This window comes from Sedimentibacter sp. B4 (assembly GCF_000309315.1).
GTDB classification, from domain to species: domain Bacteria; phylum Bacillota; class Clostridia; order Tissierellales; family Sedimentibacteraceae; genus Sedimentibacter; species Sedimentibacter saalensis.
In genome coordinates this window covers 1-14,412 of sequence record NZ_CANG01000013.1, presented here as the reverse complement: position 1 = coordinate 14,412, position 14,412 = coordinate 1, and the positions used below count along the sequence as shown (strand labels likewise).

Annotated in this window: 9 protein-coding genes, 1 other RNA gene and 1 pseudogene; all 11 read left to right on the top strand. The window is 34.2% G+C overall.

Features of this window, described 5'->3' with window-relative positions; genetic code table 11:
* Positions 1-236, top strand: a transfer-messenger RNA (tmRNA) gene (gene ssrA, locus BN358_RS22720); the annotation flags it as partial.
* Between the two features lie 268 nt (positions 237-504).
* Positions 505-2,568: a hypothetical protein gene (locus BN358_RS22180; RefSeq protein ID WP_051010959.1), complete on the top strand. Its 2,064-nt coding sequence runs from the start codon at positions 505-507 to the stop codon at positions 2,566-2,568.
* Between the two features lie 65 nt (positions 2,569-2,633).
* On the top strand, positions 2,634-3,860 hold the full coding sequence (locus BN358_RS22175) for a multicopper oxidase domain-containing protein (RefSeq protein WP_083851482.1): 1,227 nt from the start codon (positions 2,634-2,636) through the stop codon (positions 3,858-3,860).
* A gap of 540 nt (positions 3,861-4,400) precedes the next feature.
* Entirely contained in the window at positions 4,401-5,147 is a 747-nt protein-coding gene (locus BN358_RS02570) for a hypothetical protein (protein WP_019227762.1), read from the top strand.
* A gap of 279 nt (positions 5,148-5,426) precedes the next feature.
* Positions 5,427-7,322: a sigma-54-dependent Fis family transcriptional regulator gene (locus tag BN358_RS02565; RefSeq protein WP_019227761.1), complete on the top strand. Its 1,896-nt coding sequence runs from the start codon at positions 5,427-5,429 to the stop codon at positions 7,320-7,322.
* 183 nt (positions 7,323-7,505) lie between these two features.
* Positions 7,506-8,777 (top strand): 3-isopropylmalate dehydratase large subunit, encoded by a 1,272-nt coding sequence (locus tag BN358_RS02560; protein ID WP_019227760.1) that lies wholly within the window; start codon positions 7,506-7,508, stop codon positions 8,775-8,777.
* Positions 8,770-9,294, top strand: a complete 525-nt coding sequence (locus BN358_RS02555; RefSeq protein WP_019227759.1) for a 3-isopropylmalate dehydratase small subunit — start codon at positions 8,770-8,772, stop codon at positions 9,292-9,294. The genes BN358_RS02560 and BN358_RS02555 overlap by 8 nt, the downstream gene beginning before the upstream one ends.
* 230 nt (positions 9,295-9,524) lie before the next feature.
* Positions 9,525-10,862: a sigma-54-dependent Fis family transcriptional regulator gene (locus tag BN358_RS02550; RefSeq protein ID WP_019227758.1), complete on the top strand. Its 1,338-nt coding sequence runs from the start codon at positions 9,525-9,527 to the stop codon at positions 10,860-10,862.
* Positions 10,863-11,317: 455 nt separating this feature from the next.
* The gene (locus tag BN358_RS02545; RefSeq protein ID WP_019227757.1) at positions 11,318-12,634 is read left to right on the top strand and encodes a CitMHS family transporter; all 1,317 of its coding nucleotides are present in this window, start codon (positions 11,318-11,320) and stop codon (positions 12,632-12,634) included.
* 82 nt (positions 12,635-12,716) lie between these two features.
* Positions 12,717-14,059, top strand: a pseudogene (locus BN358_RS02540) (acyclic terpene utilization AtuA family protein).
* Positions 14,059-14,358: a hypothetical protein gene (locus tag BN358_RS02535; RefSeq protein WP_019227756.1), complete on the top strand. Its 300-nt coding sequence runs from the start codon at positions 14,059-14,061 to the stop codon at positions 14,356-14,358. Before BN358_RS02540 ends, BN358_RS02535 begins: the two are co-directional and overlap by 1 nt.
* Positions 14,359-14,412 lie beyond the last annotated feature (54 nt).

Below are 14,412 nucleotides of genomic sequence, written 5' to 3'. Positions count from 1 at the left end.
TGCTTAATTGCAGCTGCTTGTTCCGTTTAGCCGGCCTGTAGGCTAAAACGGGGCATCATCTAAATCAGGGAACTGCTTAAGGGGGCTTCGACCTTAAGCTGAACAATGGAAGCTAGCCGATACTATAGCCTGACGATAGGCGATAGCTTCTGCAAAATGAAAATTATCGTCTGCACTCGGAGAAAGTCTTTTGGAAATATTTTCGGACGTGGGTTCGACACCCACCGCCTCCATCATTCAAAACCACGACAGAAATGTTGTGTTTTTTTTTATACAAGGATATAACTATTAGAAATATATTTGTTTTCTGGTACAATACACGTTGAGACAGTTGTGTTGATAGAGAAGAAATACTATTCCACAATTTTTCCTTTATTTAACAAAATTATTAGACATGCATAATATATTGTAGACATGCTTAAGTTATTTAACTATTATCATATCAAATAATTGTTAAATTATATTAAGCTTGTTATATATTGAAATATTTTAGAGGTGAAATAATTGAGTATTAAAACACTTGTAAATAATAATATGGGAAATCCCATCCCAGACTATTTTGAAACTGCCAACTGGGCATATACAAAACCAATCAGAAAATTTGTTGATAAACTCCCGGGTTTAGAAGAAATTAATAAAAATGGTTTAGGACAATATATCCCAATTGCAGTTGCAGACACAACTACGTATTCAGATTCTGATTATTATGAAATTGCAGTAGTTGAATTTAAGGAACAAATGCATTCAGATCTGTCCAAAACTACCCTAAGAGGATATGTTCAATTGTCTACAGATGTATTTGAAGGCAAAAAAATCCCTTTATATTATAATGGAACACAAGTTGTAAAAGGTGATGGAACTTTTGCTTATGCAGTGGATGTCCCTCATTATATGGGACCAATGATTGTTGCTAATAAAAACAAGACTGTACGAATAAAATTTTATAATTTGCTTCCTATAGGTACTGACGGAAATTTATTCATACCAGTTGATACTACAGTTATGGGTGCCGGCATGGGACCACTTGAACATGATGCAATGCCAATGGATTACACCCAAAACAGAGCTAATATTCATCTTCATGGGAACAATACAGTGTGGATTAGCGATGGCACACCTCATCAGTGGATAACACCTGCTAATGAAATGACTCCATATCCGCAGGGTGTCAGTGTCAAAAATGTACCTGATATGGATGTCAAAGATAATTCTAACAATGGTATGCAAACTTTATACTATACCAATGCACAAAGTGCAAGGCTGATGTTTTATCATGACCATTCCTACGGTATCACTAGACTAAATGTTTATGCAGGGGAAGCAGCGCCATATATTTTAACTGACGAAGTTGAACAAGATTTAATTAATGGAGATAATTTTTCAGGAGTGAACCCAAACGGAGAAACAGTTCTTCCGGGCCTTGGTATTCCTTTAGTAATTCAGGACAAAACATTTGTTGACAAAGACACAATAACAATAACTGACCCTACCTGGGTATGGGGAACAAACAATACCGATCCTACAAGTGACCTTTGGTATCCTCATGTATACAGCCCGGCACAAAATCCATATGCTGCTGATGGTGTAAACCCATATGGTCGCTGGATGTATGGTCCTTGGTTTTGGCCACCTACAACAAATGTTAAAAACCCGCCAACTGAAAACCCTTATTATATCGATCCCGTAAGCACACCAAATCAGCCGCCTATGACACCGCAAATGCCTTTCCCGTCCATGCCGGGTGAAGCGTTTATGGACACTCCAATTGTAAACGGTACTGCATATCCATATTTAGATGTAGAACCAAAAGCATACCGTTTCCGTATATTAAATGCTGCTGATGACCGTTTCTTTAACTTGCAGCTTTATGAAGCTGATGAGACTAAAATTTCGCCTGATACAGGTTATTCTACTGAAGTAAAAATGATAGAGGTTTGCGGAACACCGGGTATTCCAGCAGATTGGCCACCAGGAATTCCAGATCCTGCTTTAGCGGGACCAAGTTGGATTCAAATAGGAACAGAAGGCGGATTTTTGCCGGAACCTGTTATTATTCCAAACCAGCCCATCACTTGGAACCTTAATGCTACAACATTTAATGCAGGAAATGTAGATAAACATTCCTTGCTTTTAGGAACAGCAGAAAGAGCAGATGTTATTGTAGATTTCTCACAACATGCCGGCAAAACACTTATTTTATACAATGATGCTCCTGCAGCATTTCCAGCAGCAGACATGAGATATGATTATTATACAGGAAATGACGACTTAAGACCAGAAGGCGGTGCACCTCCAACAGATATAGGTAAAGGGCCTAACACAAGAACTATAATGCAAATAAGGGTTAGTAATTCACCTGCTGATGATGCTTATGATTTTGATTTATTAAAAATATATTTAAAAAATCAAGAATTGATAATAAAAAAGGTGTTTTTGAAACAAGTCAGGACACCATTATTATTCCTCAAGCTGCATATAATTCGGCTTATGATGTTAATAATTTACCAGAAGATGCAGCTGATGCTTACGTCCAGCTTCATGAATTTTCTAAAACATTCCGGCCCATAAACAAAGATGGCACACTTTTAGACCCCGTACCACTTAATATAGAACCTAAGGCTTTACAAGACGAAATGGGCGAAGTATATGACTTAGGATACGGTCGTATGAGCGGTATGCTTGGATTAGAATTTCCCGTTACAAGTTCTAATTTCAATCAATTTGTTGTATATGGCTTTGCCAGTCCACCTGTAGAAGTTATTAAAGGCACAAAGGATTTAGATACAACTGTCATAGGCTCATTAGATGATGGCACCCAAATATGGAAGATTACTCACAACGGAGTAGATACCCACACAATTCACACCCACTTGTTTTCAGCACAGCTTATAAACAGGGTTGCTTGGGATGGAGCCATGATACCGCCTGACCCTAACGAATTAGGGTGGAAAGAAACATTTAGGGTAAATCCTTTAGAGCACACAATAATTGCTTTTAGGCCTAATATTCCTGATTTTTCAAAAATACCGTTTAAAGTACCAAACAGCATTCGCTTAATTGACCCAACCATGCCAGAAAATGCAATATTAGAAGGTCCTCCTCCTAATGGCTGGTTTGATCCATTAGGAAACCCAATCAATGAAGTTAGAAACCATAAAGTCAACTACGGTTGGGAATATGTATATCATTGTCACATTTTAGCTCATGAAGAAATGGATATGATGCATTCAGTTGCATTTGCATTACCTCCGGAACCTCCTAGTAATTTAACGGGCACTCTTGTGGGTAATGGCAATAACAGACGTGTTATATTAAATTGGACTTATGACAATATTTATGGCGCTGTTCAAATTGTTCAAAGAAAAATAAATTTAAATGGTCAGTGGACTGATATAGCAATAATCCCTGCTGGCACAACCACATATACAAACGTGGTTGGAAATGCGAAGAATAATTATTACTATCGTATATTTAGCAGGGTAACAGTAGGTGATGAAACTCTTTCTAATTTTCCAACTGTCACTATGAATTCGGATTTTACTAATGAGATTATAATTGCAACAAATATGGAACTGATTCCTAATGCTCCAACAAACTTGACACTAAGAACAATAGCAGGTGGAGTTCGCCTTATTTGGCAGGATAACTCCATAAATGAAACAGCTTTTAAAATTGAACGTTCAGTTAACGGTGGAAACTATAGAGTTATTGGATACAGTATTGGATCAAGTATATATACAGGCACAAGATTCCACACCGACAGAACAGTAACTAGAAACAATGTATATTCTTACAGAGTTGCAGCAACTAACGATTCAGGAACTTCAGATTATTCAAATACTGCAACCATTAATTATTAAAATGAATTGAAATAAATTGAATAAAATTCAAATTAAGATATTGAATAAAAAATATGGCTGTTGATTAGTAATAAAAAATTTTACAATTCAGCAGCCTCTTTTTCTGCATATTCTATTAGACAATAACATAAAGATATTAGCTTTCTTCATATTGATGTGCACACTTTTTAAAATTGGCTTTATTAATTTATTTTTAGAGAGATAAGTTATATATGAAGATTATAATGGAATGACTGATGATTTCGCTTTAGTAACATACCAAATGCTTACTGGTATTAGCACAAAAAATTAATTAAAAATGAAAAAAACAATAATAACATTAATTATGGTAGGATTTCGTGGATTTGCACCTTGCGGTCCGCCTCCATACAATAAAATCACGACATAATTAATGGCTAAACCATTGTTAATAAATGAAAACACAGCAAGTATATGCTGTGTTTTTTTAAAAAATTTAAAGGATATTGTATATATCTTTAAATATTTTATGAGAGCTATATGATATAATTAATAGAATAAAATTAGTTAGGAGAGATTTTTATGCAGTTTATTAAATTAGTAGTAGTTGCTACATTAACTTTCGCTCTTATAATTACAAATACTGCATGTGAGCAGAATTTGAAAATAAAAGATATATCAAATCATCCTGTTGTAGAAAAGCAAAATGTTGTACCTTTGCAATTTAAAGATGTAATTATAGAAAATACTATTAATGAAATAAACGAAAACAAAATTCAAGAGATTTTAAAACAACACAATGTTGGTGATAATAAATTTATTATTTTTATTGATAAAGAAGATACAGATAACTTTCATGGTGGTGTGATTATAGGTAACAAAATATATGATTTTGGAATAGTGTCTATGATTGGAAATTTAGATGACTTGTATTCGTTACAAGAACTAGATATTTACGAAAAACGCCTGGTGAAAATTCAAGGAGCTATGGGCGCAAATTATGCACCAACTAATTATTACCTTATTGATAATAATGTACCACAATTATTTTTACACACAGAAGGCCATACACAGGAGTTAGACATAGATAAGGATGGGGTTAAAGAAATTGTTACATCGGTACCTGGAGGGGTTACTACATCTATAGAAATTTATGAGTATAATAATGAAAAATTTTCGATGGTTGATATTAATGAAACTTTAAAAGCAGTATCTGTTTATTTAGAAGATAATAGTATTATTAATGTCTATTTTAATGACCAGCAATCTAATTCAATAAAATTTGAATATACTGAAAATGAGTTAAGAGAAATTTTCTCTATTATTTGATTAGTTTGAAAGGTTATCTAACTTAGTGGATTTACACCTTGTGGTCCCCTTCATTAAGTATGCTGCTGACGCTGAAAACTGTAACAATTAATGATGAACAATGAACAATTAAAGTATACAGCCAGGAAAATTGCCGTATACTTGTATTATTCAATGTTCATTTTTGTTTTTTGCTCTTTATGGTAGAAAATTGACCGTTCTCATTGAAAAAATGGTATAATCTGTTTGTAGTTATAAAAAATATATTGTGACTAAACTGAATTGATAAAGGAGCATATTGTGAAACCAATTTTAATTGTTGCACCTCATACTAAAATTGAATATACAGCAAGAAAAGCAGCAGATAATTATGATGATGTTACGGTCAAGCTGGCATTGCTTGATTCTGCTGCTGAAGTAGTTAAGGAAGCAGAAAAAAACGGTGTAGAAGTAATAATATCAAGAGGCGGTACTGCCAATCTTATTAAAAAAACTGTCCCTTCAATTCCGGTAATTGAAATAAAGGTTTCGCCATATGATCTGTTTAATGCTATAAATATTGCAAAAAAGTACGGAAAGAATATTTATATCATTGGATTTAAAAATGTAATAGACCAGGTTCAAATCCTTGGCCCGATTTTAGATATAAACATAAATGCCTATCAAATGGAAAACGAAGAAGACGGGAAACGATATATAAGGAATTTAGTAAACTCAGGCGAAAAAGTTGATGCCATTCTAGGCGGAACATTAGCTGAAAACTTAGCTTTAGAATATAATATACCAACTGTTTTTCTGGAAACAAGCACTGCAGCAATTGATACAAGTATTAAGGAAGCAAAAAGGATTTTAAGAGCAACACGTAATGAAAAAGAGAAATCAGAACGATTTAAATCAATTTTGCAATATATTAATGAAGGTGTTGTTTCAATTGACAGCGATGGAAAAATTACTACATTTAATTCAGCAGCCAGAAAGATAATGAACACTAAAAATAAAGAAGTAATAGGAGTACCTATTAATGAGATAACAAGCAATACAAAACTAATTGAAGTTATGGAAGAAAATAAGCCTATTTTAGGGCAGATTTTACTCATGGGAAAAACTCAGGTTCTTGCCAACATACTTCCTATTGTCATAAAAGATAAAACCGTTGGAGCTGTTGCAACTTTTCAAGATATATCTAAAATACAGGAATATGAGCAAAGAATCAGGGCTAAGCTTTTAGATAAAGGTCATGTTGCAAAGTATAGTTTTTCAGATATTATAGGTAATAGTGATGCAATGATAAAAGCTATAGAAAAAGCTAAAAAATATGCCGATAACAATGGTACCATATTAATTACAGGAGAAAGCGGTACAGGAAAGGAAATGTTCGCACAGAGCATACATAAAGAAAGTCCGAGAAAAAACGGACCATTTGTGGCTGTAAACTGTGCTGCCATACCCAAGACGCTTTTAGAAAGCGAGCTTTTCGGATATGAGGAAGGTGCGTTTACCGGCGCCAGGAGAGCAGGAAAAAATGGTCTCTTTGCTGAAGCGCATGGCGGAACAATTTTTTTGGATGAAATCGCAGAAATTGACATTGAGTTGCAGTCGAGGTTGTTGAGGGTGCTGCAGGAAAGAGAAATAAGGCCCGTCGGTTCAACAAAAGTAATACCAATAGATATACGTATTATTGCTGCTACTAATAAAAATCTTCTTGAACAGGTAGAACAAGGAGCATTTAGAAGTGATCTTTACTACAGATTAAATATTTTAAAACTAAAAATTCCTGCTTTAAGAAATAGAAATGGCGATATTGATTTGCTAAGTAAATATTTTGTAAATAAAATTTCTGCAAAATATAGTAAAGATGTAAAATTATCAAATAAGGTCATAGACAAATTAAAAATCTATGACTGGCCTGGAAACATAAGAGAACTTGAAAATGTTATTGAGAGTCTTGTAGTGCTCTGTGATGATATAATTACAGAAAATGATTTAGAAGAATTGATGGACCAGGAACAAGTTACAGAACAAAACTATTTTTTCATTGATGAAAATGCAGAAACCCTCGAAGATATTAAAAAGAAATACATTTTAAAAATTTTATCCCAATGTGACAACAATCAGACTTTAGCAGCAGAAATACTGGGAATAAGCCGTACGCATTTATGGCGTCTTATAAATAATTATCACTATAATTTAAATTAAATTTCAACTGTTACATAATGTAATTGACAAAATTACATTATGTAACAGTTTTTTTATTTTTGAATCATCCAAAAACTGAAAGATAAGCAAATTTAGCCCTTTTAAAAGTTGGCACGTATTTTGCTGAATAACAAGTGTAAATGTTTTTATTTATTAATTTATTAATCACATGGAGGAATATCAATGCATGCTATTGAAAAAATCTTAGCTAAGGCAGCTGGGAAGGCAAAGGTAGAAACAGGTGAAGTTGTTAATTGTAAAATAGATTTTGCTGAAATCAACGATCTTTACCTGCAAACAATATACTCTTTTTATGAAATGGGAGGCATGAAAGTCTGGGACAATGAAAAAATTGCCTTTGTTTTCGATCATTACTCTCCGGCTCCAACTATACAGACAGCTCAAAATCATAAGGAGATGAGGGCTTTTATAAAGGAACAAAATTTAAAATATCATTTTGATATAAATAAAGGTGTATGTCATCAGGTTATGCCGGAAGCAGGGGTAGTTTGGCCAGGGATGATTCTTGTAGCAACTGATTCCCATACTACTACTCATGGAGCTTTTGGAGCATTTGGAACAGGTCTTGGAGCTACGGATATGGCAACAGTTTTAATTTCAGGTGAACTTTGGTTCAGAGTACCTGAAATAATAAACATTGAAATAAATGGAAAGATTCAGAACGGCGTTTACGCAAAAGATGTTATTCTTTATATATTAGGACAGCTAAAGGCAGATGCAGCAGTATACAAGGCCATAGAATTTTCAGGAAGCTATATTGATGAATTGGGAGTTGCTGAAAGAATGACAATCTGCAATATGGCAGTAGAAATGGGGGCTAAAACATCTTATATAAAGCCAAATGACAAGGTGTTAAAATATCTGAGTGAAAGAACTACTCATGACTTTGAAATTCATGAAACAGATGATGACTTCGAGTATTCAGAAACTCATGTTTTTGATGTAAGCGAATTATCTCCTCAGCTTGCTGTTCCCCACAGTGTTGACAATGTGTACAAAGTAGAAGATGTTAAGAAGATTAAGGTTGATCAGGCTTTCATCGGATCTTGCACAGGAGGAAGATTAGAAGATATAAAAGAAGCTTATAAAATTCTTAACGGTAAAAAAATACATCAGGATACAAGGTTGATTGTTATACCTGCATCAACAGAAGTTTACCAAAATGCCATAAAACATGGTTATGTACAGTCACTTTTGGAAGCAGGGGCAACATTTACAGCCCCTGGCTGCGGACCATGTTTAGGAACTCATGCAGGTCTTATTGCCGATAAAGAAGTATGTATAACTGCTACAAACCGTAACTTTCCAGGACGTATGGGAAGCACAGGAGCACAAATATACCTTGCATCACCTGCAAGTGTAGCAGCTGCAGCACTGAAGGGCCATATTACAGACGTCAGAGAAGTAATTAAGGAGGCAGAACAAAATGCGTAAAGAAATAACAGCGAAAGCTTTTGTTTTCGGAAAAAATATTGATACAGACCAAATATATCCTGGAAGATTTGTTGAACTTGTAAATCCTGCGGATATTGCAAAGCATTGTTTAGAAGGTGCGGATCCAACTTTTGTAGAGAGAGTATCTCCAGGAGATATTGTAGTTGCCGGTACAAACTTTGGATGTGGTTCAAGCCGTGAACATGCAGCTATTACATTGCTGCACACTGGTGTCAGCGTAGTGCTTGCTGAATCATTTGCCAGAATTTTTTTTAGAAATGCTATTAATTTAGGTATTCCTCTAATGATGGTTCCAGGAATCAGTGAAAAGGTAAGTGATGAAGATACATTAGAAATTAACCTTGAAACCGGAGTAGTCCTAAATAAAACTACAGGAGTTTCTCTGCAAGGTCAGAAAATATCAGATTATACAATGGACATTTTAGAAAACGGCGGAATTAAACCATTATTCAAAAAGAAAACAGAAAATATGTATAATCAAAATGATTTAAGTTAAAACTATAAAATAAGGACAAATAATTCAGTAATATTGAATTCAAAGCTTTTATTGTCTTTATTGCAAAAAAATTATAGAAATCAGTAAATAGGACTGTGGCTTACTGCCACGGTTCTTTTTATACCATGAACCATAATGTAAAGACAGTAATTGTAATAATAAAAGATTATTTTAAAACTTGTATAACTATGTTATAATAAACGAAAAATATTAAATTACATGGTGATAATATGTTGTTGGATAGCTGGATTAAAACATTATTTGATAATTTGTATGATGGCATTTTAATTATAGATACTGATGAAATTGTGAAATACATCAATTATTCCTATACGAGAATTACTCATGTTGCTTATGATGACATTGTGGGTAAGCGTCTTAGAGATGTGAGGCCAGGAGCAAGGCTTCATAATGTATTAAAAGATAAAAAACAAATTGTTGGAGCAATAAGAGAAGAATTTGGAATTCAATATTCTGTTAACATGTCTCCAATATTTGAAGATTCAGAAATTATAGGTGCTGTTTCTGTTGTAAGCAATCTTGAAGACATATATAAATTGTACCAGGATATAGATAAATATAAAACAAAATTGAAAACACTGGAAAATAAAATTAATGCCATACAAAAGGCAAAATATAATCTAAGCAGCATAATTTCTCAAGATATAAATTCATTGCAGATTAAAAGCACAATTAAAAAAATAGCAAAAAAAGATATTACAGTTTTAATTTATGGGGAGAGCGGTACCGGAAAAGAATTGTATGCACAGGCCATACATAATGAATCAAACAGATTAGACGGACCGTTTATAGCAGTAAACTGCGCTTCTTTTCAAGGAAGTTTACTGGACAGCGAACTATTTGGATATGATGAGGGCTCATTTACAGGAGCAAAACGCGAAGGTAAAATGGGTTTATTTGAAGCAGCTAAAAACGGAACCATATTTTTAGATGAAATTTCTGAAATGGATATGGAAGTTCAGACTAGGCTGTTAAGAACATTGCAGGAAGGCACAATAAGACGAATAGGCAGCATAAATGAAATAAATATAAATACAAGGGTCATAGCAGCCACAAATAAAAAATTAGAGGACTTGATTAATGAAGGTAAGTTCAGGCAGGATTTATATTACAGAATATCTGTTTTTCCCATCAATATACCGCCATTGAGAGAAAGAAGAGGAGATATACTGCCTCTTGTGAATCATTATTTAATGAGTCACAAAAACGATTTGAAAATGGACATAATTTTAAGTAAAGATACTGAATCTTTATTATACAATTATGATTGGCCGGGGAATATAAGGGAGCTAAAAAATACTATAGAGTTTGCAGTTAACATGATGGATGGAAATGAAATAAAAGTAAATCATCTCCCCACAAGGATACAGTATTCTCAAAAGGATGTTGAAGTAAAAATAGATAGATTAAGCAATAAAATACAAGAATTAGAAAAGCAGGAAGTAAATAAGGCGTTAAAATTGTTTGGAAATGACATTGATGGAAAAAGAAATGCTGCGAAAGCTCTTGGCATTTCTCTTGCTACTCTTTACAACAAATTAAAATAAATAAAAAAGTATTTCGTAAGGAATATTCAGGTTCATGACTAAGTAATTTATATTAATTAATATTGGCAATTGTCGTTGATCTTGAAATCTAAGTTCGTAGGGGAGAGCCTTGTGCTCTCCCGCACATAACAACTTTTTTGAATTAATAGCTCCGGGCGGACACGAGGTCCGCCCCTACGGGTCAATAGTCTGAGTATTCCGGTAAGGAATATTTTTTTGTTTCTAATATTTTAGAAATTATTTCTAAAATATTAGAAATCGATAGAATTGCTTTCTGTTTAACAATTATTGACAAAAGATTATCAATGTGATTTAATAAATTTCTAAAATATTAGAAACGATAAATGATGATAATATTTAATTGTTGAATTTTCAATATAAAATTATATATTTTTTTGGCATTGGTTTTGCATATATGTTTATTGTAAAAAAATAAATTATTTTTGGAGGAAAATATGTTAGCAGTTTTAGGTTTTTTATCAGTTATACTTTTACTTGTTGTCGTAATGACAAAAAAGTTATCACCGACGGTTGCTCTAATTGCTGTACCCAGCATAATGGCTTTTATCGGTGGTTTTGGATTTAAAGATGTTGGAACGTTTATTACTGATGGAATAAAGACTATATCCCCAACAGGAGTCATGTTTATATTTGCAATATTATTCTTTGGAATACTTAGTGATGCAGGAACATTTGATCCAATAATACAAAAAATACTCAAGTTGGTTGGAAGTGATCCGGTTAAAATTGCAGTTGGTACAGCAATTTTAGCAATGTGCGTACATCTTGACGGTTCAGGAGCAGTAACATTTATAATAACAATTCCAGCTCTTCTTCCTTTATATGATGCTGTAGGAATTAGCAGAGTTACGCTGGCAACTGTTGTAGCACTTGCTGCAGGTACAATGAACATGGTGCCTTGGGGCGGTCCTACCATAAGAGCAGCCACATCTTTAAATGCTCCAATAAATGAGCTGTTTAATCCTATGCTGGTGCCTCTTTTGGCAGGTTTGATTACTGTCCTTGTTATTGCAGTCTTTCTTGGTAAAAGAGAAAAGAAAAGAATTGGCGAAATTAGCATAGCCAATTTGGACAATCTTGATCTGAACGGGATGAATAAAGAAGTAGATGAGAAAAAATTAAGTTTGAAAAGACCTAAGTTATTTCTTGTAAATATAATTTTAATTGTTGCTGCTATTGCTGTAATGATATCAAATTTATTGCCGCCACAGGTAACATTCATGTTTGCATTTTGTATAGCCATAGTTATCAACTATCCAAATGTTAAGTTGCAAAGAGAATTAATTGATGCTCATGCAAAAGAAGCATTGATGATGGCAAGTGTATTATTTGCAGCCGGAGCATTTACAGGAATAATGAAAGGTTCTGAAATGATAACTGCTATGTCTGAAACTATTGTTAATCTTATACCAACTGCCATGGGTAGATTTATTCCGCTTATAGTAGGTATTGCCTCAATGCCGTTAAGTTTGTTGTTTGATCCTGATTCATTTTATTTTGGAGTATTGCCTGTTCTTTCCAGTGCAGCAAATCAATTTGGCATAGATCCGTTAATGGTGGGAAGAGCATCAATAATAGGACAAATGACAACAGGTTTCCCAATAAGCCCATTGACAGCAGCAACATTCCTTTTGGTAGGATTGACAGGGGTAGACCTTGGAGATCATCAGAAGAAAACTATTCCGCTAGCATGGCTGGTTACAATTGTAATGCTTATAGTATCTATAGCCATCGGAGTAATAGCACTCTAATATATTAAATTGATACAATAAAAATGCTCAAGATTTTATTTTCTATACTTAATGCGTTGAGCAAATTAGAAAGGATATAATAATGAAAAAGATAAGAGTAGGAAGCGGAGCCGGATATGCAGGCGATAGGCTTGAACCAGCCTTAGAGCTCATGGAAAGGGGAAATCTTGATTACATTAGTTTTGAGTGCCTGGCTGAAAGAACAATAGCAATTGCACAGCAGCAAAAGTTAATGGATCCTAAAAAAGGTTATAATGGACTTCTTGAACACAGAATGGATAAAGTGCTTCCATTGGCATATAAAAATAAAATTAAAGTTATTACAAATATGGGGGCTGCCAATCCTCAGAGCGCAGTTGATGTAATATGCAAAATGGCTGAAGAAAAAGGACTGAAAGGATTAAAGGTTGCAGGAGTTTATGGCGATGATTTCTTCAATCAGCTTAATAAATATCAGGATGCAACAGTCTGGGAGACAGGCAAGCCACTTTCTGAGCTGGACGGTGAAGTTGTTTCTGCCAACGTCTACATGGGCATAGATGGAATAGTTGAAGCGCTGAAAAATGGTGCTGACATTATTGTAACCGGAAGAGTATCAGACCCTGCATTGTTTCTGGCACCACTGGTATATGAATTCGGCTGGGATATAAATAACTATGACCTGATGGGTAAGGGTACATTAGTTGGTCATCTGCTTGAATGTGGAGGCCAGTCTGCTGGTGGATACTATGCGGAACCAGGAAAAAAAGATGTTGAAAGACTGTGGGAGCTGGGATTTCCATTAATTGAGGTTAGCGAGAACGGTGATTTTATCATAACTAAAGTTGAAGGTTCAGGCGGAGTAGTCAACAAGGACACTTGTATAGAGCAGATGATATATGAAATTCACAATCCTAAAGAATATTTGACTCCAGACTGCATAGCAGACTTCTCAAATGTTACATTTATAGACATAGCAAAAGATGTTGTTGAAGTTAAGGGTGCAACTGGTAGAGCAAAACCTCAAACATTGAAGGCAAGTCTAGGATACAAAGATTGCTTCATTGGCGAAGGAGAAATATCTTACGGCGGTCCAGGCTGCTTAGAAAGAGCAAAGCTTGCTGCAGAGATAGTTGAAAAAAGCTTGAGTTGACAAATGTAAAATATGATGAAATAAAAATAGATTTCATTGGAATAAATAGCATTTATAAAAATCAAAACAGAGTATATCAGACTCCGGAAGAAATAAGACTGAGAATTGCTGCCAGAACAAAGACAAAGTATGATGCAGTCCAGATAGGTAATGAGGTTGAAACGTTGTATACAAACGGACCTGCCGGAGGTGGCGGAGCCACTAAGACAGTTAGTGAAATTGTATCGGTAGCTTCAGTATTAATCAACAGAAATGATGTAGAAGCTAAGGTAATATACAAGGAGGTATTATAATGAAGTTATGGGAGATAGCGCATTCAAGAACTGGTGATAAAGGCAATATTTCAAATGTTTCTCTTATAGCATATGATATAAAAGACTATGAATTATTGAAGGAAAAAGTAACACCGGAAGTAGTAAAACAATGGTTCAAAGAAATTGTCAAAGGTGAAGTTGTAAGATATGAACTGCCTCAGTTAGGAGCAATGAATTTCGTAATGTATGACGCTCTTGGGGGCGGTGTTACCAGATCTCTCGCTTTGGATAAACATGGGAAAAGCTTAAGTTCATATTTGTTGGATATTGATATATAAAATTAAAACGAAGTTTGTTATGCAAACTTCGTTTTTTATATATTAGGAAAGTTC

Excerpts from the sequence above, each read along its gene's own strand:
- BN358_RS22175 (WP_083851482.1), top strand. The coding sequence starts at position 2,634 with ATGGGCGAAGTATATGACTTAGGATACGGTCGTATGAGCGGTATGCTT.
- BN358_RS02570 (WP_019227762.1), top strand. The coding sequence starts at position 4,401 with ATGCAGTTTATTAAATTAGTAGTAGTTGCTACATTAACTTTCGCTCTT.
- BN358_RS02560 (WP_019227760.1), top strand. The coding sequence starts at position 7,506 with ATGCATGCTATTGAAAAAATCTTAGCTAAGGCAGCTGGGAAGGCAAAG.
- BN358_RS02555 (WP_019227759.1), top strand. The coding sequence starts at position 8,770 with ATGCGTAAAGAAATAACAGCGAAAGCTTTTGTTTTCGGAAAAAATATT.
- BN358_RS02550 (WP_019227758.1), top strand. The coding sequence starts at position 9,525 with ATGTTGTTGGATAGCTGGATTAAAACATTATTTGATAATTTGTATGAT.
- BN358_RS02545 (WP_019227757.1), top strand. The coding sequence starts at position 11,318 with ATGTTAGCAGTTTTAGGTTTTTTATCAGTTATACTTTTACTTGTTGTC.
- BN358_RS02535 (WP_019227756.1), top strand. The coding sequence starts at position 14,059 with ATGAAGTTATGGGAGATAGCGCATTCAAGAACTGGTGATAAAGGCAAT.